This is a genomic window from Salibacter sp. (genome assembly GCF_031581065.1).
GTDB lineage: Bacteria > Bacteroidota > Bacteroidia > Flavobacteriales_G > Salibacteraceae > Salibacter.
This window is the reverse complement of record NZ_JAVLBN010000035.1, coordinates 1-21,911: the sequence shown is the minus strand read 5'-3', so window position 1 is coordinate 21,911 and position 21,911 is coordinate 1. Positions and strand designations below refer to the sequence as shown.

The 21,911-nt window shown below is 41.0% G+C and carries 22 protein-coding genes; 10 read left to right on the top strand and 12 right to left on the bottom strand.

All coding sequences use genetic code 11. From position 1 onward, the window contains the following. Positions 1-228: 228 nt before the first annotated feature. The 3 genes from RI557_RS08765 to RI557_RS08755 are packed head-to-tail and all read left to right on the top strand — an operon-like array spanning position 229 to position 2,034. On the top strand, positions 229-693 hold the full coding sequence (locus tag RI557_RS08765) for a hypothetical protein (RefSeq protein WP_310683322.1): 465 nt from the start codon (positions 229-231) through the stop codon (positions 691-693). Between the two features lie 24 nt (positions 694-717). Further along, positions 718-1,407, top strand: a complete 690-nt coding sequence (locus RI557_RS08760; RefSeq protein ID WP_310683320.1) for a hypothetical protein — start codon at positions 718-720, stop codon at positions 1,405-1,407. Between the two features lie 3 nt (positions 1,408-1,410). After that, positions 1,411-2,034, top strand: coding sequence for an LA_2272 family surface repeat-containing protein (locus RI557_RS08755; RefSeq protein ID WP_310683318.1), 624 nt, complete (start codon positions 1,411-1,413; stop codon positions 2,032-2,034). 315 nt (positions 2,035-2,349) lie between these two features. On the opposite strand, the gene RI557_RS08750 is transcribed toward RI557_RS08755, so the two are convergent. From RI557_RS08750 to RI557_RS08740, 3 genes are all read right to left on the bottom strand, one after another. Beyond that, positions 2,350-4,389, bottom strand: a complete 2,040-nt coding sequence (locus tag RI557_RS08750; protein ID WP_310683316.1) for a dipeptidyl-peptidase 3 family protein — start codon at positions 4,387-4,389, stop codon at positions 2,350-2,352. Between the two features lie 562 nt (positions 4,390-4,951). Beyond that, positions 4,952-5,611: an outer membrane lipoprotein carrier protein LolA gene (locus RI557_RS08745; RefSeq protein WP_310683314.1), complete on the bottom strand. Its 660-nt coding sequence runs from the start codon at positions 5,609-5,611 to the stop codon at positions 4,952-4,954. A gap of 10 nt (positions 5,612-5,621) precedes the next feature. After that, entirely contained in the window at positions 5,622-8,234 is a 2,613-nt protein-coding gene (locus RI557_RS08740; protein WP_310683312.1) for a DNA translocase FtsK, read from the bottom strand. Positions 8,235-8,393: 159 nt separating this feature from the next. On the opposite strand from RI557_RS08740, the gene RI557_RS08735 reads away from it, so the two are divergent. After that, entirely contained in the window at positions 8,394-8,735 is a 342-nt protein-coding gene (locus tag RI557_RS08735) for an Hpt domain-containing protein (protein ID WP_310683310.1), read from the top strand. Here the strand turns inward: RI557_RS08735 and RI557_RS08730 are convergent. Further along, positions 8,732-9,145: a secondary thiamine-phosphate synthase enzyme YjbQ gene (locus tag RI557_RS08730; RefSeq protein WP_310683308.1), complete on the bottom strand. Its 414-nt coding sequence runs from the start codon at positions 9,143-9,145 to the stop codon at positions 8,732-8,734. The two genes, RI557_RS08735 and RI557_RS08730, sit on opposite strands and share 4 nt — an antisense overlap. A gap of 110 nt (positions 9,146-9,255) precedes the next feature. On the opposite strand from RI557_RS08730, the gene arfB reads away from it, so the two are divergent. Beyond that, positions 9,256-9,654, top strand: a complete 399-nt coding sequence (arfB, locus tag RI557_RS08725) for an alternative ribosome rescue aminoacyl-tRNA hydrolase ArfB (protein ID WP_310668461.1) — start codon at positions 9,256-9,258, stop codon at positions 9,652-9,654. Positions 9,655-10,168: 514 nt separating this feature from the next. Beyond that, entirely contained in the window at positions 10,169-10,243 is a 75-nt protein-coding gene (locus tag RI557_RS11760) for a hypothetical protein (RefSeq protein WP_409079693.1), read from the top strand. Here RI557_RS11760 and RI557_RS08715 read toward each other — a convergent pair. The 3 genes from RI557_RS08715 to panB are packed head-to-tail and all read right to left on the bottom strand — an operon-like array spanning position 10,213 to position 12,374. Further along, entirely contained in the window at positions 10,213-10,797 is a 585-nt protein-coding gene (locus RI557_RS08715; RefSeq protein WP_310683306.1) for a T9SS type A sorting domain-containing protein, read from the bottom strand. The two genes, RI557_RS11760 and RI557_RS08715, sit on opposite strands and share 31 nt — an antisense overlap. A gap of 51 nt (positions 10,798-10,848) precedes the next feature. Then, positions 10,849-11,544 (bottom strand): RluA family pseudouridine synthase, encoded by a 696-nt coding sequence (locus RI557_RS08710; protein WP_310683304.1) that lies wholly within the window; start codon positions 11,542-11,544, stop codon positions 10,849-10,851. Then, entirely contained in the window at positions 11,544-12,374 is an 831-nt protein-coding gene (gene panB / locus RI557_RS08705; protein WP_310668464.1) for a 3-methyl-2-oxobutanoate hydroxymethyltransferase, read from the bottom strand. The genes RI557_RS08710 and panB overlap by 1 nt, the downstream gene beginning before the upstream one ends. Before the next feature lie 158 nt (positions 12,375-12,532). Between panB and RI557_RS08700 the strand changes: the two genes are divergently transcribed. Together RI557_RS08700 and dnaK are read left to right on the top strand one after the other, a co-directional pair. Further along, positions 12,533-13,672, top strand: coding sequence for a hypothetical protein (locus tag RI557_RS08700; protein ID WP_310668465.1), 1,140 nt, complete (start codon positions 12,533-12,535; stop codon positions 13,670-13,672). Between the two features lie 144 nt (positions 13,673-13,816). Further along, entirely contained in the window at positions 13,817-15,736 is a 1,920-nt protein-coding gene (gene dnaK / locus RI557_RS08695) for a molecular chaperone DnaK (RefSeq protein ID WP_310683302.1), read from the top strand. Positions 15,737-15,788: 52 nt separating this feature from the next. On the opposite strand, the gene RI557_RS08690 is transcribed toward dnaK, so the two are convergent. Both RI557_RS08690 and RI557_RS08685 read right to left on the bottom strand, forming a co-directional pair. Beyond that, entirely contained in the window at positions 15,789-16,469 is a 681-nt protein-coding gene (locus tag RI557_RS08690; protein WP_310683298.1) for a hypothetical protein, read from the bottom strand. Further along, positions 16,466-17,041: a T9SS type A sorting domain-containing protein gene (locus RI557_RS08685; protein WP_310683296.1), complete on the bottom strand. Its 576-nt coding sequence runs from the start codon at positions 17,039-17,041 to the stop codon at positions 16,466-16,468. The genes RI557_RS08690 and RI557_RS08685 overlap by 4 nt, the downstream gene beginning before the upstream one ends. Before the next feature lie 160 nt (positions 17,042-17,201). Between RI557_RS08685 and RI557_RS08680 the strand changes: the two genes are divergently transcribed. After that, positions 17,202-18,401, top strand: coding sequence for a kelch repeat-containing protein (locus RI557_RS08680; protein ID WP_310683294.1), 1,200 nt, complete (start codon positions 17,202-17,204; stop codon positions 18,399-18,401). A 55-nt stretch (positions 18,402-18,456) separates the two neighbouring features. Here the strand turns inward: RI557_RS08680 and RI557_RS08675 are convergent, their stop codons facing one another. Together RI557_RS08675 and RI557_RS08670 are read right to left on the bottom strand one after the other, a co-directional pair. Further along, positions 18,457-19,104, bottom strand: a complete 648-nt coding sequence (locus tag RI557_RS08675; protein WP_310683292.1) for an SDR family oxidoreductase — start codon at positions 19,102-19,104, stop codon at positions 18,457-18,459. A gap of 54 nt (positions 19,105-19,158) precedes the next feature. Next, positions 19,159-19,707, bottom strand: coding sequence for a DNA-3-methyladenine glycosylase I (locus tag RI557_RS08670; protein ID WP_310668471.1), 549 nt, complete (start codon positions 19,705-19,707; stop codon positions 19,159-19,161). Between the two features lie 95 nt (positions 19,708-19,802). Between RI557_RS08670 and RI557_RS08665 the strand changes: the two genes are divergently transcribed. Then, complete coding sequence (locus RI557_RS08665) at positions 19,803-20,633, top strand: ZIP family metal transporter (protein ID WP_310668472.1); 831 nt, start codon at positions 19,803-19,805, stop codon at positions 20,631-20,633. A gap of 34 nt (positions 20,634-20,667) precedes the next feature. Here RI557_RS08665 and corA read toward each other — a convergent pair whose 3' ends face one another. Continuing rightward, the gene (gene corA / locus RI557_RS08660; protein ID WP_310668473.1) at positions 20,668-21,618 is read right to left on the bottom strand and encodes a magnesium/cobalt transporter CorA; all 951 of its coding nucleotides are present in this window, start codon (positions 21,616-21,618) and stop codon (positions 20,668-20,670) included. Between the last annotated feature and the right edge of the window lie 293 nt (positions 21,619-21,911).

Genomic DNA, 21,911 nt, shown 5'->3' with positions numbered 1-21,911 from the left:
CGGGTTATCACCCGGAGATAGATGTGAATCGTGCCTAACGGCACTTTATTGGTTATCTGTAATTTCCTGGCACTCTGTGAAACACTGAGATTTACTCTGTGATACACTGTGGAACTCTAGCCTTTGCTGAATTAGTTGTTTTTAGCAAAAGGAATGATCTAGTCTGATAATCTGATTAGCAAAATTGAACTTCAAATTATATATCTTTACAAGATCAAACTGCTTTTATTGAGAAGGAATAACTACTCTATGCCTAAACTCCGTATTCACCGCAAAAGAGAATGGATCAATAAGCTGAGAACTATTGATCTATATGTAAATGACGAAAAGGTTGCTTCAATCAATGATGGTGAATCAATTGAGCTCGAAATACCTGAAGGTGAAGTAGCGTTTTATTCTAAGATAGACTGGGCAAGGAGCAATACTCTCAAAATCTCCGGAAATACTGAAGTTGAACTTTCCAGCTTCATGAGCCGAAATAAAATATTGAACTATGTGTTCCTGTCATTCCTGGCAATTTCATTTATTGCAACAATCATTTCGCTGTTGCTGAAAGATGTAATTCCGCAACCGGTCATGTATGCGCTGTTGGGAATTTCTATCATTATTTTAGGTGTTATGTGCTACTTTTTGACAGTGGGAAGGAAGAGGTATTTGTATTTGAAAGGGATTTATAAAATCAATGAAACATAAATGAAATAGTAAATTACAGTCAAAATGAAATATTCTATAAACGTATTTTCTTTTTTATCAATATTAGTTTGCTTTTCATGCAATAACAATAGATGTACAAAACAAAATGAGAATGTAACTTTAAAATATTACGACTCTGGTTTTATTAAAAGTCAGCAAGCTATCAACAATAAAGGTAACAGAGATGGGTTCTCAGTTGATTTTAGAGATGATGGATCTGTTCATTCTTCAGGATTTTTTGAGGATGGTATTCACAATGGGTACACGTTGATTTATCACGAAAATAATGTTCCTAAGGAGCTGAATTTAGCTGAGGGGATGAGTGTTAATGGTTTGCATATTGAATATTACAAGACTGGAATACCTAAAATAATAGGCTATTTAGATAAGAATAACTTGAAGCAAATGGGATGGATCTTTTATTATAAGAACGGGCAGGTTAAAGAGATTAATAATTTTAAAAATGATAAGCTTCAGGGAGGTCAGATTGTTTACCATAAAACTGGAAGGTTAGCAATTATTGGTGATTGTGAGAATGGGAAAAAGAATGGGGACTGGAAGTATTTTGACCAAAATGGGAAATTACTAAATATCAAAAAATTCAATAATGGAATAGAAAATGGTCGTTGGGAGTATTTTGACGAAAATGGAAAACTAAACAAAGTCAAAGTTTATGAAGAAGGTCAATTAGTTGAGACAATTGAAAAAAGTTAAGTAATGCCCAAACCCCTCACACTTCTACTATTCCTATTTCTTACAGTAGCTGGCATGGGCCAGTCAGCTTCAGGTGATTCGCAGGATACGATCAAAAACTATTACGGCATTCGGGTGATTCCGTCACGGGCGATGAACATTTACGGAATTGCCATTGGTCCGGTCGGTTCTGAGGTTGTTTGTTTTATGTCGTACGCGAAGAAATCTCACGGATTGAACATCCAAATCCCCGGACAGGGTTTCAACTCGGTTTTCATGATGAAGCCGATTGACGCTAAGGCTCTGACCGTAGATAAAATGGATACGATTCAATTAAGTGCATTACACAACGGGTTGATTGTTTCTCCGCTGGGTACATTTACGAGTAAGATCAATGGTGTTTCGCTATCGGGATTGATGAGTGCCGGATTGGTACTAAATGGCTTTTCATTCAACCTGGTCTACAACAGGTATGAATACCTGAACGGTATTTCAATCGGGATGGTGAATCATGCAGGGGAGATGAATGGCGCGCAGGTTGGACTTGTGAACAATGCTGCTAAACTTCGCGGTTTTCAAATAGGTTTGTGGAACACGAATCAAAAACGTTCGCTACCACTTTTCAACTGGTGCTTTGAGAAGGAGTGAGTGATATTTAAGTGTTTATTGGTTTAAAGGTTTAAATGTTGACGATGTGGTTTACGCCATTCTCAAAACCGAGTGGTAGCCTTTTATTTTCAGCAGGTTAATTTTTGTTAACGTTATTCATCACACGTATTTTACGCTCATCACATTTTGGTTGGGGAACCGGATCTGACTGTGCACATTTGTGTCACTCAACGTTAAAGCAGATTTTTCTTCAACGTTTAAAAGGCAAACTCAACTCAATAAAAATCTGCTCAACAAAAACCCTGACGAAGCTTTTCAAATTGTCAGGGTTTTTCTTTGACTGAATTTCAGTTCTTATAGATTGTCGTAATCGCTGCTGTAGCGGAGCATTTGTTCAGTGAATGACTCACCGTATTTCGCTTCAACATCAACGATTTTTCCGTTTTCTTCAACCGGCATTAAACGCGGATTGATGAAACCACCGTAAGGAGCGATTCCGAGTTCCTCACTACGTGATAGAACTTCTTCGTGAATTTCCTTATCAACTTTAACACCGTAGTTCTCTACGAGTGCTCTTCCGGCTTCGTAATCACCTTCAGATTTGATGCGTTGGATTTCTCTCATAAGTTGTCCAAAAAGCTCCTGAAGCTTCTTGTAATCGTTCACAACGAAATACGTGTTTCCATCTTTCGTTTTCTTCTCGATCACATTGTCTTCTTTCCCTTTTTCATAAGCCCAAAGAGCAACGAGCTGGCGGTTACGCATGTGAGCTTCTTCGATGTTGTCACCCGGCTCTAATCTGCGCAATTGAACCATTAATCCGTTCCTGATGTAGGCATCGTACTGTGCTTTACCAACTTCCAGGTTGTCCATCAATCCCAGGTCAATCATCTTTTTGTCGTAGAGGTAGTACAGTGCAACGAGATCGGCACGTGCTTCCTCAAGAGTAGAAGCGTAGTTTTTCAACGTTTCTTTTGGTGTACCTACGCCTTCGTTCAGTTTACCACTCGCGTGACCCACCACTTCGTGCAGGGCAGTGTGTAATTTATCTGAAAGGTTTCCGTATTTCAATCCACGGTCAACCTCCTCTTGAGAGTAAGCGAATTCTTTCAGGTAGCCACCTTTGCTCGATTTGTCATAAGCTTCAACGATGTTACCCAGGCTTACAGACTTAGAACCGTGAGTGGCTCTGATCCAGTTTGAGTTAGGCAGGTTCACGCCAATTGGAGTAGAAGGCGATGCATCACCGGATTCACCGGCAACATTCACTACTTTATACGTAACACCTGTCACGTTTTCCTTTTTGTGCTCGTCCATGATTGGCGAGTTGTCCTCAAACCACTGAACGTTTTCAGAAAGCGTTTTCATGCGTTCAGATGCTTCGAAGTCTTTCACCTGAACAATCGTCTCGTAAGAACCGCGATAGCCCATAGGGTCGTTGTAAACCTCGATGAACGAATTGATGTAATCGATATCGCCCTCAGTAGCATTTACCCATGCGATGTTGTACTCATCCCATTTTTTGAGATCACCGGTTTTGTAATACTCGATGAGTAGTTTGAGCGCATCAGCTTGCTTTTGGTTTTCAGCTACTTTCACGGCTTTTTCGAGCCAGTGTACGATTTCTTTAATCGCAGAGCCGTACATCCCGTCAATCTTCCAAACGCGCTCTTCAACCTTGCCGTCTTCCGTTTTCACGAGCTTTGAGTTGAGTCCGTAAGAAACTGGTTTTTTGGCAGATTTGTCGATTTTTTGCTTGTAGTAGTTTTCAACTTCTTTTTCGGTCAGATCCGGATCGTAGAAGTTTACCGCTGAAGCAGCCACGAGGTCCTTTTCAGGATCGAGGTTGACTTTCTTCGCGGCTTTTGACGGATCGAACATGGCGTTCAATGCCTCTTCAGATAATTCTGCTCCAGTGATCTTCATCAATTGCTCAAAATAATCTCTCGAGAATTTTGGGACGAATTTTTTCATGGAGTAGTGGTGGTGAATTCCGTTAGAGAACCACACGCGCTTGGTGTAGGTCATGAAGTTTTTCCAGTCTTCACTATCTTTGTCACCGTTGTAATTCTTGACGATACCTTCCAGCACATCGCGAATTTCAAGGTTGTGACGGTAGTTTTGATCCCAAATGATGTCGCGACCGGCATAACCAGCCTGAGTTAAATAATAAGCGTATTCTTTTTGCTTTGCCGAAAGCTTGTCCCAACCGGGAATTTGATAGCGGATAATGCGTAAATCAGCAAATTGTTCAGCTAAGTACTCAAAGTCTGATGTGTCTTGTTTCACTGTTTCAGCTTTTTTGTCTTTTGTTTCTTTTTTCTCTGTCGGAGCGCCACACGAAAAGGCCATTGTAGCCGTAGTCGCCAGGACAGTGTATTTAATCCAGTTCATAGAGTTTTGTGTTTAGGCCGCCTAAATTAAAGAAAAACCCCGCTCTATCAAACGATGTAGGGCTCTGACCAAAAAATAAAATTATGGTTAAAAGATGTGGATCGGGGGGTGTATCAAAACCAAAAACTCTCGTTTTTGGTTTTAAAAGGCTGGTTTTTAGAGTCTAAAGTAGTTGAAGAAGCTAAATTATTATATTGTATTACAGATTCTTGTAGGTTTTTGTGAAAGCCTTTTGATACACCCCCTCAATGCTTTCATTCAGACTCAATTACTCGGGCTAATACCCAGAGTTAAATGTGTTTCGTGCCTAACGGCACTCATGGTTGTTTGTACCACCAAAACCTGACAGGTCTCAAAAACCTGTCAGGTTAGTCAGACTCCAGCTTTTGTTTTGAAAAATAGTGCCGTAGGCACGGTAAACTTCTATCTCCGGGTGAGAACCCGGAGTCTATGTGAAAAAAATGGACTTGAGTGCCGTAGGTACGAACCACCTCAATATTTCATAAACACAAAACCCCGTTCCATCATTTGAAACGGGGTTCTGGAAGTTGTGTTTTTAAGCTTACCTCAAATCAATCACATCACCGGCTTTGCTTTTGTCAAAGTTGAACTTTGAATCGGGGATGTTCAGGTTTGTTTGGTAATTATCGAGCTTGTATGTGAAAACATTGCCGTTTTTAGACTTTACGTTAATCATGTAAATCTGTGTTTTGGCTTTGTCGATGTACAATTCAATCGTGTGAAAAGGTTTGTCGGCTTTTTCAGGATAGAGCTCAATGTATTCGAGTGTTTTTCCATCGATCGTTTTAGTGCCGATGTACTTGTACTTAAAGCCCTGTTCGTGGATGTTCATAATCTCAGAAGGCTTCATCATTCCGCCCTCTTCTTCGTTCTCAGCAGAAGTAATTTGAAGTTCGTCTTCCTCCGTAAGGTAGGTGTAGTTCGTTTTACCGTCAGATACGCGCTCAACGCCATCCAGCTCTACACGGTATTTGTCTCCTTTGAGCCAAACGATACCTTTTTGTGTTTCATCGATATCAGCCGCTTCGTTTTGCATGCGGTACTCGAAGTTGGCTTTTATTGAAGTGTACTTTTTATTTTTAGCAGATAGATTTTCTAAAATCTCTTTTGCTTTTGGGTCTTGCGGATTGTAATCTTCCTGGCCGGTTGCGGTTCCGACCACTAAAAAAGTTGCTAGTAATGAGGCAAGTAAATTTTTCATGCTTGATATATTAATCGTTTTCGCTTTCACTATTCAACAATTGTTCCAAAGCGTATTCATCGGGGATTAAAACCTGGCGGGCTTTGCTTCCTTCGAACGGACCAATAATCCCTGCTTCCTCGAGCTGGTCTATGATTCGGCCGGCTCTGTTGTACCCGATTTTTAATTTACGCTGTAGCAAAGATGCTGAACCTTGCTGAGTTTGCACAATAATTTGTGCGCTATCTTCAAAAAGCGCATCGCGGTCGCTGATGTCTCCACCGCCTCCGGCAGCTCCGCCACCGGCACTGTCATCGCTGTATTCGGGTAGGTGCATGGCATCGGGGTAACCTTGCTGGTTGCCGATGTAATCGCAGATCTCTTCAACTTCTGGCGTATCAACAAAGCCACACTGCAAGCGCAATAAATCGCTTCCCTGGCTGAGGAGCATATCACCTCGACCGATCAATTGATCGGCTCCGCCACTGTCAAGGATTGTTCTGGAATCCACTTTTGAGGTTACGCGGAAAGCAATCCTGGCCGGGAAGTTGGCTTTGATCAGTCCGGTAATTACGTTAACCGAAGGTCGCTGTGTGGCGATGATCAGGTGAATACCAACGGCACGAGCGAGCTGAGCCAGGCGCGCGATAGGCGTTTCAACTTCTTTACCGGCTGTCATGATCAAATCGGCAAACTCATCCACAACGAGTACGATATAAGGCATGTACCTGTGTCCGTTTTCAGGATTGAGCTTGCGGTTGATGAATTTGTTGTTGTATTCTTTCACATTCCGAACCATGGCGTCTTTGAGTAACTCGTAACGCTTGTCCATTTCAATACACAACGAGTTGAGTGTGTTGATTACCTGCGAGTTATCAGTAATGATAGCTTCTTCAGTATCAGGCAGTTTAGCCAGGTAGTGGCGTTCTATTTTATTGAAAAGAGTGAGTTCCACCTTTTTCGGATCCACAAGCACAAACTTGATTTGTGATGGATGTAGTCGATAGAGGAGTGAAACCAGTATAGCGTTGAGTCCAACCGATTTACCCTGTCCGGTAGCTCCGGCTAATAGGAGGTGTGGCATTTTAGCGAGATCGGCAATGAATGTTTCATTGCTCACCGTTTTACCCAATGCAATTGGTAGCGCGTATTTTGAGTTTTGAAATTTGTCAGATTTGATGAGCGATCGCATTGAAACAATATCAGGATCCTGATTAGGCACTTCAATACCAATTGTTCCACGACCCGGAATTGGAGCGATAATTCTGATACCGAGTGCTGATAAACTCAGCGCTATATCGTCTTCCAGGTTTTTGATTTTCGAAATTCTTACACCGGCTTCAGGGACAATTTCGTAGAGTGTGACTGTTGGTCCAACCGTAGCTTTAATTTTGTCAATACCGATTTTGTAATTCTTGAGTGTATCGACAATCTTATTTTTGTTTTCTTCCAGCTCCTCGCGGTTAACTTTGATTTCTCCGCCACCGTGATCGTCTAGTAATTCAATTGTTGGCAGCTTGAATTTTGACAAATCCAGCGTGGGATCGTACTCGCCAAAGTCCTTCACTTTTTTGTTTACATCACGATCGCTAAGTTCTTCATCCTCTTCAGATTGCTCTATTTCAATTTCTACATCATCTTCATCAGTTTTTTCTTCTTTTTCCTCTTCACGGTCAGAGCCTGAATCAGCCTGCTCTTCGTCTTGATTTATGTCAACTTCGAGCTCTTCAGAGTTTTCGTTTTCGTCCTCCTGATCAACCTCATCATCAGGTTCGTTTTCTTCCGGTTCTGAAAGATCGATTTCCTGTTTTTCGTCATCTTCACTTATTGTTGGCTCCGGTTCTGACTGAAGCGACTCTTCATTTTCATCATCATCTTCTTCATCAGCCAATTCCTGAACATGTTGCTCTCGTTTTTCAAACTCTTCTTTTTTGTAAAAGCTGCTTTCTTCACGCTCGTCAAGTTCTTTTTCAGATCCAAAGAATTGCGCGATTTTGGCGAAGGAAACTTTGAAGTTAACAGCGATAAAGGCGATGGCAGAGAAAATGATGAACAGTAGTGCGCCCACATTCCCCATCGCTATGCTGAGCCATGTATTGATGGTTTGACCAACGCCTCCACTGAGGAGGAGCAAATTTGAAGATGTAAAGAAGAACCCGAGAAAAGCAGGGAGCCACAGGAGTGTGAAAATGGTGTATTTGAGAACTTGCTTAAATGGCAATAAGAAAAAACCAAAGAGGATGCGAAACCCAATGAGGAAGGAGAGTAGGACAAATGAGAATGAAGCAACTCCAAACCAGTCTGAAACGAGTTTTTGTGAGATATGTGCACCGAATGTTCCCAACCAGTTGCGGATTTCGCGTTCATCTTCAAAATCTGATAGTGGAGTGCTCAAAATGCTTTGATCTGCATTTCCTGTGAAAAGGTGAGAGGTGAGGGCGAGCATCAAAATGGCAGAGATGAATAAAAATGCGAGACCCACAAGGTTTTTGGTTCGCTGATCTTTCAGTAAACTCTTCTTGTTGGTAGCCTTTTGGTTCTTCTCTTTTTTTGCTTTAGAGCTTTTAGCAGATTTTGCTTTTTCCTCACCAGCACTGGATTTGGAAGAATCGATATCGTTTTTAAACCGGTTTTTCAAACTCATGCGCTTTTATACAGCAATTCCTAAATTTAGTTACAAAGTAAAGGTGACAGTTGGAACCTGAAAGTATTCACATACTAAATTACTAACATTGAAAAGTGAGTAAAGGTGTTACTGCTATTATCACAAATAATTGTAATTTCGGGATAATAATTCATAGCAATGAGTGAAAAATTATACAGTTTAGAATTTGTAGAGGAAATGTCGGGTGGAAATGAAGAGTTTACAAAGCAACTTATTGAGCTTTTCATTGAATCTGTTCCCGAATCTATAGAAAAGATCAATAAATTTTACGAAAACGAAGAGTACGAAAAGCTCGGTAAAGAAGCTCACAAGCTTAAGTCAACTATTCAAACTGTTCAAATTCCGTCTTTCATCGAGAAAATCAAAGAGATGGAACATATTGGTAAAACAGGAGAGGAACTCGATAAACTTCCAGGTTTAATCGAGGAGTTCAACGAAATAATGCCCAAGGCTGTTGAGCAAATTAAGAGCGAGGTTTAATCGCCTGTAATTGTTACAACTATTTTTCTTGCACCACCTGAATTTCTGAATTCGCACAGGTAAATTCCCTGCCATGTGCCGGTATTCAATTGATGGTGGGTTATAGGGATGCTTATGTTCGAACCCATGAGTGAGGACTTTATGTGAGCCGGCATGTCATCTGGCCCTTCAAATGTGTGTTTATAATCAGGATCGTTTTCCGGTACAATCTTATTCATCATCATCTCGAAGTCTTCCCTTACTGTTGGATCAGCATTTTCGTTGATGGTCAATCCGGCTGATGTGTGTTTGATAAAGATATGAATCAACCCTTTTTTTGGGAGATTTGGTAACTGATTTAAAACTTCGTCAGTAATGAGATGAAACCCTCTGTTTTTTGGCTTGAGTGTTACTTCAATTTGTTGTATCATTAGTCACATTATACAAATAATTGTGATTTGTTTGTCAATACGAAAATACAATCGAAATTTTAATTACCAGTAAGATTAAATTCATTGTTTTAAGAATCATGGAGAAACTTATGAGAAAAAATATTTTGTCTGAGTTGAGATCACAAACAAGCCGCAGCTCAGGTAAAGGGGGGCAACACGTAAATAAAACCGAAACAAAAGTTGAGCTGTTTTGGAATGTAGAGGAGAGTAACGGAGTTACATCACAGCAAAAACAGCAGTTGATCAAAAAGCTTAAAAACAAGATCAACTCTGAGGGTGAATTACACATCACCTGTGAAGAAACAAGAAGTCAAATCAAAAACAGGGAAATAGCTGAGAAGAAACTGTTTGATACCATCAAAGATGCTCTCAAAAAGTCTAAACGAAGAATCAAAACCAAACCGACAAAAGCATCACAAAAGAAACGGGTCGATGACAAAAAGAAAAAGGGACAGATTAAGAAGTTGAGGAAGAATCCGCTAGATTGATTTAATGTTTGGGAGGTCAAGGTCAAGGTTGAGGTCGAGGAGCGTTTTAATGATGCTTAAGGATTATTGGGGACTAAAGTTGTTAAAGGTTTGGAGGTTGGATGAGTTTGTAGTTTATAAAGAAATATGCTCATTAGCTTTGTTCATGAACGAAATATAGAAATATGTTTTTTGCAGAGCTCAAAAACGAGGTATGTTCCTCACTTTGTTCGGAAAGAGATAGAGTAGTGCTCCTATGAATGCACTTAACGCGAGCGTCATGAGATTAAGGTCAAGGATGAATGTTGAATTTTTTTAACTTAGGGAATTAAAAATGACATTCACAATGTAACCCACTTAAATAACGGTCTTTTGATTATGCGTTAGAAATCATAAAGCTCTACAAGGTTCTTGTAAATGAGAAAGGAGAGTACGTGATGAGTAAACAAATTCTTCGATGTGGTACCTCGGTGGGAGCAAATAAAATATTAGAGAAGCTCAAAATGCCTCTGGCAAAGCTGACTTTATTCATAAGTTGTTTATCTCACAAAAAGAATTTGATGAGACATTATCCATAATTCATCGGCTAATAACCAACTTTTCGTTGTAAGTAAAATCATCCCCTTTGATCTTGAGTAAATACAGGCCGGGAGGAAAAGGTGTTATGTTTATGGTGATATTGTCTCTATTAATGATTTTTTCAAAGACTGTAAGACCATTCAAATTGATCAACCTAATTGTAACCTGTTTTGATTTTTCGTTGTCGAACTTAATTTCGGTTTGTCCCTTAGCCGGATTGGGGGAGATATACGTTTTACGGTTCTGAAAGTACTGGTAATAAACGCTTTCGTACTCAGTTGGTGTAGTCCCTAAAACAAGTCTGTAATAGTTTCTTTGATTGGGAACAGGGGATAAGTGCGTATAATTATAGGAAACCTCAAAGTTTTGATCTCCGCAAACGCCACCTATTTTGTGAATCACTTTTGGCTTTAAATCGCTCGTGTCGGTCGTGTGTTGAACTTCAATACCAAAGCAGGTACTTCCTTTGGCCAATGTCCAGTTGATCGTCACCTTACCGCTGAGCTCGTTGACGTTAAATCTGCTGAGCTGGGTTCGGCTCTGACCATTAGCTAAGAGCACCAGGAGGAATTGTATAATTATCAAAATTTGCTTCACCGTACAATAAACGAAAATTCTGAAAAGCTGTTGTGTCATTTAACTGACATTCCGCTCAAAAAACTCCCACAACTTGTCTTTTGGAACAGGAGCAGTAATTTTCACAGGCTCTTTTTGCACCGGGTGGGTAAATTCAATTGATCGCGCATGCAGCGAGATTGACGCATCTTTATTGGAGCGGGCAAAACCGTATTTGAGATCGCCTTTAATGGGGCAGCCAATTTGTGCGAGCTGGACTCTAATTTGATGATGACGGCCTGTTTCGAGATCAACCTCCCAAAGGTGATAACGGTCAGAGCCGGCCAAAACCTCATAGTGAAGAACCGCTTTTTTGTAACCATCTCGCTTGTTGTCAACCGCAAAAGATTTGTTTTTATTGTTGTTCTTTTGAAGATAGTGAGTAAGCGTACCTTCTTTGTTTTTGGGCTTTTCAGCCGTGATAGCCCAATAGGTTTTCTCGATTTCTTTAGACTGAAACATCTTGCTCAATCGCGATGCAGCTTTACTTGTTTTGGCAAACATAATCGCACCGGATGTGGGCCTGTCGATTCGGTGAACAATTCCCAGGTAAACGTTTCCGGGTTTATTGAACCTGTATTTCAAATACTCCTTGACCGTTTCGCTGAGCGGTTTATCACCGGTTTTGTCACCCTGAATGATTTCACCGGCCCGCTTGTTGATCACGATAATGTGATTGTCTTGAAAGAGTATACGATCTTCAAAAGGGTTATTCATCAATACGATTCGTTCTCGTTAGGAAAGTCTTTCGTTTTAACATCGTTGATGTACTGCTTAACAGAGTCTTCAATTTGTTGAGACAGGTTATTGTACCTGCGAAGGAAACGAGGAGAGAAGTCAACATTTAATCCCAACATGTCATGAGCAACTAAAACCTGACCGTCAACACCATTTCCGGCTCCAATACCAATGACCGGTATCTCTACAGACTCGGCAACTTGCCTGGCTAACTTAGCCGGTATTTTTTCCAATACAATCCCAAAGCAGCCCGTTTGTTCCAGCATTTTAGCATCTTCTATCAGGCGATTAGCCTCTTCATCTTGTTTGGCTCTGACCGTGTAAGTTCCAAATTTGTAAATCGACTGCGGTGTCAACCCAAGGTGGCCCATGACAGGAATTCCGGCAGATAAAATCCGATCGATCGATTCCTTGATTTCCTGTCCGCCTTCAAGTTTTACCGCATGAGCTCCACTTTCTTTCATGATGCGGATACTGGAATCCAATGCTGTTTTAGAGTTTCCCTGATAAGTACCAAATGGCAAATCGACAACCACGAGAGCATTTTCTACAGCTCTCACTACTGATGTGGCGTGGTAAATCATTTGATCCAGCGTAATGGGAAGCGTGGTTTCGTGTCCGGCCATTACGTTTGAGGCCGAGTCACCAACGAGGATGACATCCATTCCCGTTTTGTCTACAATCTTGGCCATGCTGTAATCATAGGAGGTAAGCATGGATATTTTTTCGCCTTTGCTCTTCATTTCCTGAAGGACGTGCGTGGTAATCTTCTTTTTATTTTTACTTACAGGCTTTAGCGCTTTACTCATACAAAAGGTTCTTTATCAGATGGGTGTTCATTCATACTTCTACTTGACACATAGCCCCACCTGCTATTATATTTGGCAAATTTAAAAGAATAAGTACAATGCAGTTTTGACTTTACATCGAAAACTGTTTTTACCTTCGAGCCCCAATTATGCGAATAATGATGAAATTGAAAAACTTATTACCGGGACTATTATTCCTGTCATTAGCATTTACAGGATGCGATGATGAAATCGATATCACTGCTCCACAGAAAGAAGTACCAGTTGTGTACGCAATATTCAATCAAAACGAGAATACTCATTACGTTAAAGTAAACCGTCTCTTACAGGGCGATCGTTCATTTGATGAATTGGCAAAAGACCGCAGCATTGCCGAATATGAGGATGTGAAAGTCGAGATTGTTGAAACAACTTACACTTCAGAGTTTAACGAGGAAGTTGACAGGCAAAATGCCCGCTACATTGAATGTACGCCCGTTGAGGTAACCAATAAAGATTCAGGTACATTTTACTATCCAAATCAAAAGGTATATCAATATGAGGAAGATGATACATTAAAAATGAATGAAGACAACGTTTACGGGGTTCGTATCACTTTACCTAGTGGAGAAGAAGTCACCGGTTTCACACCTTTGGTCAGAACCACATCTAGTACTGTAAAGCCCGGTATTTGTCGTCCACAAAACCTAACAGGATGCGTTGTTGATTTTGGATCGAGAAGTAGCACTACACAGAATGAGTTTTCAGCATACAGTATTGTAGTAACACAACCCGGTTTTTGTCGCTCTTTTGAGACTTCATTGACATTTCGATATAGAGAAGTCATAGATGGTCAACTTTCAGATCCCAAAGATATTGTCGTTGATCTCGGCAAGGAAACTTTTGAAAGTACTTATGATCCCCGAGGTGGTCAAGCTCCAGCTTCAAGAACTGTTCGTTTTGTGAGTGATCGCTTTTATCAAATCATTGCAGACCGTGTTCCCGATCTTGATGATTCTCCTGGTGTTGAAAAAAGAATATTAGATTCTGCATTTATCAATGTAGAATTTGCATCTGAAGATCTTGAACTTTACACTCAGGTTTCTCAACCATCAGAGAGTTTATTAGAAGATAAGCCTCCATTCACTAATCTCAAAGGTGGTGGAATAGGAGTAGTTGGGTCCAGAAACAGTGTTGAAATAAAACTTCCACTCAGCACACGTACTCAAGAGGAACTGGTAAATGCAACTGTATTAGGTCTAACAGCACAAAAAGGATTTTGTAATACTCAAGAACCCAATAACGATTGCTACCCATAATTTGTCGGGAGTAATCTGTTAATCTGTCATAAAAAATGTCACCCTAAACCGGTGGCATTTTTTTTTGCTGACATATTTGCTGTTGTTCTGTAGTGGCACAAAGATTGGCATTAGAGTGTGAAAACGTGAAAAAAATAAATCATAATGAGTAAAATAATAGGAATTGACCTGGGTACAACAAACTCTTGCGTTGCCGTAATGGAAGGGAACGAACCAGTTGTTATACCTAACAGTGAAGGAAAAAGAACAACTCCGTCAGTTGTAGGATTTGTAGATGGCGGAGAAAGAAAAGTTGGTGATCCTGCAAAGCGTCAGGCCATCACAAACCCACACAAAACAATTTATTCAATCAAGCGCTTTATGGGTGCTACCTGGGACGAAGTAAAAAACGAAGTTTCCAGAGTACCTTACGAAGTAGTCAAAGGAGATGGTGGCACTCCTCGCGTTAAGATTGACGATAAAATGTACACACCGCAGGAGATCTCAGCAATGATTCTTCAAAAAATGAAGAAAACGGCTGAAGATTACACTGGTCAGGATATTAAAGAAGCAGTTATTACTGTACCGGCATACTTTAACGACAGCCAACGCCAGGCGACTAAAGAAGCTGGTCAAATTGCAGGCCTTGAAGTAAAACGTATTATCAATGAGCCCACTGCTGCATCACTCGCTTACGGACTCGACAAGAAGAGTCAGGATGTGAAAGTTGTAGTATTCGACCTTGGTGGTGGTACTCATGATGTTTCAATTCTCGAACTCGGTGACGGAGTATTTGAAGTATTGTCAACTGATGGTGATACTCACCTCGGTGGTGACGACTTTGACCAAAAAATTATCGATTGGTTAGTTGAAGAGTTTAAGAAAGACAATGGCGGAGCTGATCTTTCAAAAGATCCAATGGCGATGCAACGTCTTAAAGAAGCTGCTGAGAAAGCGAAAATTGAACTTTCCTCTTCTTCAAATACTGAGATCAACCTGCCTTACATCATGCCGGTTGATGGTACACCAAAACACCTTGTTGTATCGTTGAGTCGCTCTAAGTTTGAGCAATTGGTTGATGATCTCGTGAAGAAAACAATGAACCCATGTGAATCAGCTCTCAAAGATGCTGATCTCGATAAGTCAGATATTGACGAAGTAATTCTCGTTGGAGGTTCAACTCGTATTCCTGCAGTTCAGGATGCAGTGAAAAACTTCTTCAATAAAGACGCTTCTAAAGGTGTAAACCCCGATGAGGTTGTGGCAATTGGTGCCGCTATTCAAGGTGGGGTTATGACCGGTGAAGTAAAAGATGTACTTCTTCTCGATGTAACTCCATTGTCGCTCGGTATTGAAACAATGGGTGGAGTATTCACTAAATTGATTGAAGCGAATACAACAATCCCAACCAAGAAGAGTGAAACATTCTCGACTGCTGCAGATAACCAGCCATCAGTTGAAATTCATGTTCTTCAGGGTGAACGCTCAATGGCTAAGGACAACCGCTCAATTGGTAAGTTCCACTTAGATGGAATTCCACCTGCTCCGCGTGGAACTCCTCAAATTGAGGTGACTTTCGATATCGATGCTAACGGTATTTTGAATGTATCAGCAAAAGATAAGGCTACTAATAAAGAGCAATCTATCAGAATTGAAGCTTCTTCAGGATTGAGTGAAGACGAAATCGATAAAATGAAGAAGGAAGCTGAAGCTAACGCTGATGAAGACCAAAAACGCAAAGAGGAAATCGATAAGTTGAATCAGGCTGATACGCTGATCTTCCAAACTGAAAAACAGTTGAAAGAATACGGTGACAAGCTGCCTGAAGACAAAAAGAAACCTATCGAAGAGGCGCTCGAAGAATTGAAGAAAGCTCACGAAGCCAAAGACCTCGATGCGGTTGACAGCTCAATGGAAAAGCTCAATAGCGTATTCCAGGAAGCGAGTCAGGAAATGTACAACGCTCAACAACAAGCCGGAGGAGCTGATGCAGGTCAGCAACAAGAAGGTGGCGAGCAAGGATCTGACGATGATGAGGTAACTGATGTTGACTTTGAAGAAGTTGACGAAGACAAGAAAAAGTAATCCTCGGTCAATATAGATTGAAAGTCCGTTCTTACTGAGAGCGGGCTTTTTTTTATGGTATGTATATTTTTTGTGATTGTAATTCCTGATCTGGAATATTGATGATGTAAATTCCGCTGTTGAGGTCAGGTAAATGCTGTGATGTTGCTGAAATTGTATTGCGGTAAACCGTTCTGCCCTTTAAATCAATAATTCTAAATTCAGATCCGATTAGCTTTGAGTCAAACCAAAGAGTACCGTCTTTTAGTCCAAATAGTGGAAACTTATCGTCAATCGTAGATACAGAGTTCAGCTCACTTTCCCTGATGATAAACTCGTATTCAATAGTTGTAACCTCTGATGGATTATTGGGGTCGTAAATATCAAAAAACACAGATGATTTTCCCGTTTTCCCGTTCATCGTGTTGCTGATTACGAGTTTTTGATTCACTTGCGGATTCGCCTGTAAGATAAAATCTGCGCTGTCTCCATCACTCAAATCACTGTAAGAGTTTGTTTGATCATCAAAACCGATTACCCATTCGTTTGGCATTCTTGAAAAGGATGTTTTCCACCTCAATGTTGTATCTGCGCTAATAGTTGATGTTATTTCAATATACCAGTGAGCGGGTGACTGATCTACTGTTTTCTTTAAAACTGTGTAAGTAGTATCAACATTGAATAGTTGAGCATAAGAATTTAATGAGAGTATAGAAAAGGCTATACCTGTGAACAGGGTAATTATATATCTCATTCGATTATTAGTTTTTGTGTATAAAGTGATTTTTTCGTCTTGATTTTAGTTACATAAATTCCGGCTGACAAATTACTGATGTCGAGGAAGCCGGTATGCTTTAGATTTGATGATTCTTTTACAAGAGCGCCTTTTGAATTGTAAATACTAATTGTTTCAATTGGCTCATTTGAGTTGATATTGATGTGATCTGTAGCCGGGTTGGGATATAGAGTAATTTCTTTGTTATTCGATAGCGGAGTTACTGAAGTTGCTGTGGAGTCTTTTACTATTTGAATAATTTCTTCATCACTATTAATCGATGTTCTAACTATGAATACTCCATCATCGAGTGAGTGAGCATTGAAGGTGACGGTAACTGTTCCGCTCAACACTATATTATTGAAATACGAATCAACGAGCTGACCAACTATATTGTAGATATCAACATCCACGGTATCATTTTCCAGATCGTGTAGAGTGATCTGAGTTGAGTTGATAAATGGGTTGGGAGACGCAGTGACTTTTTGGTTCTGACCAAAACCCGTGATACAGGTGATTGTAAAAATAAGGGTGAACAAAAAGTATCTCATGAGCATTAGGTTAATAAAAATAGTTGATCCAAATCTACTGATTATTTAATGATTTTCCTGTTTGTCGGTGATATGACAAAAATGTTAATAGGTTGACAAAATTACGGTAAATGAAAAAAATATTATGTAGGTTTGAGTTGATTCACAAATAATTACATATATGAAGTATTCTTACAGTTTCTTAATGGTACTCGCCATTTCAATAGTAGCGAATTATTCTCATGCTCAAATTGAAGAGTGGACAGAAGTTGCTCCTTTACCAGAGGGACGACACCACCCTGTAACATGGGGCTTTGATGATGAAGGTTATGTGGTTACCGGAAGTAATACAGCCAGTAATCCAACGCGAGACTTTTACCGTTATGATCCTTCAACTGATTCGTGGGAAACTTTGGATAACTTCCCGGGCGGACCAAGGAGTTTTTCTATTGGTGTGACATACAACGGCAAAGGATATTTAGGATTTGGTGCTTCATTGACACAGTATTACGATGATCTCTGGGAATATGACCCAGAAACTGATACCTGGACAGAACTACCATCTTGTCCTTGTACGGGACGCAGGCATCCATCTTTCGTGATTAATGACGGTCGCTTATTTGTTGGACTTGGAGACGGTGCTCCCGGAAACTTAAATGACTGGTGGGAATACGATATTGAAGCAGAACAATGGACTCAACATGATAATTTACCGGGGCAACCAAGACACCACCCATTCCAATTTTCTGCCGGTAGTCATGCTTATGCTGGAATGGGTCACGGAGGAAGTTTAATTTATGGTGACTGGTATAAGTTCAACATGGAAACGGACTCATGGGAAACGATGAGCGCATTCCCGGGTGAACCCAGGGTTGCAGGCGCTCAGTTTGATTACAGAGGAGACGGATATGTGATCAGTGGTGACGGAAGTGATCACAGCTACATGCAGGAAGGTGAATTCTGGAAATATGATGACGACAATGATTCATGGGAAGAATTGACGCCACATCCGGGCATCAGCAAGTGGGCACCCGGAGCAATGGTGATTCATCACAAGCTATACTTTGTTGCTGGTCAGAACCGCCAAACGGGTGTGAATACCGATAATGTGTGGATGTACGACTTTGGTATTCCGGCCGGGCAAAACACAATTGCAAAAGAAAGCATTGAGATTTACCCCAATCCTGTTAGAGAACAGCTCAATGTTAAAGGTGAAAGCCTTAAACAGATCACGATCATGGATATTACAGGAAAAGTTGTGCTTCAAAATGATTTAAGAACACAATCTGTAGATTTATCAAACCTTGATAAAGGTTCTTACCTGATTGAGATCAAAGATGTAAATGGAAAAATATTTTCTGATAAACTGGTAAAGATGTAAGATTCAGTCTAATAAAAAAATAAAGCCGCTTCATCATTGGAGCGGCTTTTTTAGTTTATGAAACAACGCGTTCTATTTCAGTATCACCTGTGTTGAACTCGAATATTTTGTTCTTGCTTTTATCATTTCTCAGCGTAGCCAAAACTGTAGCTGCGACATCTTCACGCGGAACACCTTTTTTGGATGCAGGGTTCTCGATGTCAATTTTGCCCGTTCCTTCTTCATCCAGCAGCAGACCGGGGCGGAGGATCGTGTAGTCAAGTCCGATCGATTTCAACAACCGATCAGCATAATGTTTAGCCACGTAGTAAGGCTTCATGCCCTCGAGCTTTTCCCACACTTTGCGGTTGTCAGCCATCATCGCGCTTACCATGACGTAGCGATTAACACCTGCATATTTAGCAGCTTCCATCGTTTTTACGGCTCCATCAAGGTCAACAGTCAATGTTTTGTCAGATCCTGTATTACCGCCAGATCCGGCTGTGAAAACAACTGCGTCATTACTTGATATAGCTTCTTTGAGCTTGTCAACACTGTCTTCCAAACTCACAACTTTAGAATCCACTCCCAGATCATCAAAATGACTTTTTTGTTCTTCTTTTCTGATTAATGCAGTGGGAGTGAAGTCATTAGACTCTTTCATCTTTTTTGTGATGTGTTTTCCCACTTTTCCGTTAGCTCCTATGATGAGTACTTTTTTCATTATTGTGCTGTTTTATCCGTCATAACGACTGAGTATAAAGCTTGTTCGCAGAGATTATTGCTTATTCCACATCGGGTTGTGTTTAATAATTTTTGTGTGTATTTCACAGTCTTCATCATGAGCTCCCGGTAGGTAGCCGATGCTCATCAAAAACTCTCCCACGATTTCGCCACCTGTAAACTTAAAATGCTTTTTGAATAATTTCACCCAATCCTGCTTTGAAAGCGGGTGATGATGCTCCAGCCATTTTTCAAACGAGCCAAATTCTTTCTTTAACTCAGTGATTTTTTGAGCGTTGACTATCGCTGCGTTGACTTTTAGCTTGTTCCTGATGATTCCGGGATCTGACAGTAACCGCTGTCTGTCCTTTTCACCGTAATTAGCGATTTTTTGAATATTAAACTCATCGTAAGCTTTCCTGAAGTTGTCTTCTTTTTTGAGAATAGTCTCCCAGCTCAGTCCGGCCTGGTTGATTTCCATGATCAGTCTTCCAAAAAGCTCATTGTCATCGTGTAGTGGAAATCCGTAATGATTGTCGTGATAATTCTTGTGTAGTGACTTTCTGGGCTCCGGTAGTTTCTCTATGTGTTTGCAATACGACATCAGTTCTTTTTTGCGAAAATATTCAGAATGTCATAAGTAGCTATTGTTTACTTCTGCAAAAACTATAATTTTGACTCATCTAAAAATAAACTTAAATGGAAGTAGAAAGCACGATTGTCAGTTGGTTTAAGGGGCTTGAGCCCACGACTCAGGCTCTGGTTGGAACGCTCTTTACATGGGGCGTTACAGCTCTTGGGGCTGCTTTTGTCTTCTTCTTCAAATCTGTTAACCGAAAAGTCCTCGATGCCATGCTCGGCTTTGCGGCCGGTGTGATGATCGCAGCCAGTTTTTGGTCACTGCTCAATCCGGCAATTGAAATGGCTGAAGGAATGGGGCAAACGCCCTGGGTTCCGGCTACTGTTGGTTTTTTAGCGGGTGGTATTTTCCTGTGGGGAATAGACAAAATATTACCACACCTTCACCTGGGCTATCCGCGCAAAGATGCAGAGGGAGTGAAAACGAGCTGGAACAGGAGTGTTTTGCTGGTATTGGCTATCACGCTACACAATATTCCTGAAGGTTTAGCGATTGGCGTTGCCTTTGGTGCGCTGGCTTACGACATTCCGGGAGCGAGCTTGTCTGGTGCTGTAATCCTGGCGCTCGGTATTGGAATTCAAAATTTCCCCGAGGGACTGAGTGTTTCCGTTCCGCTCCGCAGGGAAGGTTTTTCGCGAAGAAAGAGTTTTTGGTACGGACAACTCTCAGGGGTAGTTGAGCCAATTGCAGGAGTAATTGGTGCTTTGGCTGTTGTCATGATCAGACCCATTCTTCCATACGCCCTTGCGTTTGCTGCCGGAGCTATGATTTTTGTTGTTGTGGAGGAGTTGATTCCGGAGTCGCAATACCACCGAAATGAAGATACGGCTACTGTTGGAGCCATGCTCGGCTTTGCGGTTATGATGACGCTCGATGTGGCACTCGGTTAGCGGTTCGTTCGGCTCTGACCGTTATTCAAAAAAATTATAACCAGCCTTTGCGTTTGAAGTAGAAGAGTGTGAGCCCTGATGAGAGGATCATAAGGGCAATGGCAAATGGATAGCCCCAAATTTCATCTAACTCGGGCATAAACTGGAAGTTCATCCCGTACAAACTCGCGATGAGTGTTGGCGGCATGGCGATTACGGTAACAACGGTAAAGATTTTGATGATCTCGTTTTGCTCCAGGTCAACCAAACCGAGGAAGGTGTTCTGAAGGTACTCGAGTCGTTCAAAATTGAATGATGTGTGATCGAGTAGGGAGCCAACGTCCTTGATCATGATGCGGATGCGGTCGTATTCATTATCGGGGAACATTTGACTTTTGAGTATCGAGCTGATGATGCGCTGTTTATCCACGATGTTTTCTCTGATCAGCATCGTTGTTTCCTGGAAGTTGCTGATCTTGATGAGCATGTCATCATCGAGGTTGCGGTTTAGCGCCAGGTCTTTTCCGATATCAGATATTTCACGGGAAATGTGCTCGAGGAAATCGGCATCGAAATCGATTCGCGTTTCAAATAAAATGAGGAAAATCTTGTAATTGGGCGCGTTAGTTCTGCGGTAGCGCGGCAGTTTTTTATGGATGTCGTCAAATGTTTTAAGCTCCACTTTGCGCTGCGTTATGATGAAGTCATCCTTGATGATAAACGAAACCGCCTCGTTTTTGTAGCCGTCATTGGTTTTGATGATGAAGTTGGAGTTTGCATTGATCTCGTCTTCAGTTTCAGAGAATTTAGAGGAACTCTCAATCTCTTCAGCTTCCTGTGCTGTTAGTAGCTCGATATCAAATTTACTTTGAACGTATTCCCGCTCTTTATAACTCGGCTTCACCAAATCGACCCATAGAATCTCATTAACCTGAAGCTCTTCCAATTTACTGAAGTCGCGCGTGAGCAACAACTCATTTTCGCTGTAATAATGGCAAACGATCATAGGCCTGCTTTTTAAAATGAAACCATCGAGCTTGGCGAATATAATACTAAATGATGTTTTGCAAGTAATTTTTGGTCAGAACCGGAATTGTTAAGGGGGAGATCGAGGCCCAGGTCAAGGTCGAGGAGATTCTAAACTTGGTTTTGGTTCGTTTGATGGTTGAGGTGTTAAAGTTTGGAGGTTTAGAGCTGTGAGGTTTGGGAGTTTGTATCGCAGCGTGCGCGGAGCTTTTTGATGTTGGATCTGCAGAATAACGTAGCGTTCGCAGCGTGTTCACTATCGCTCACAGTGAG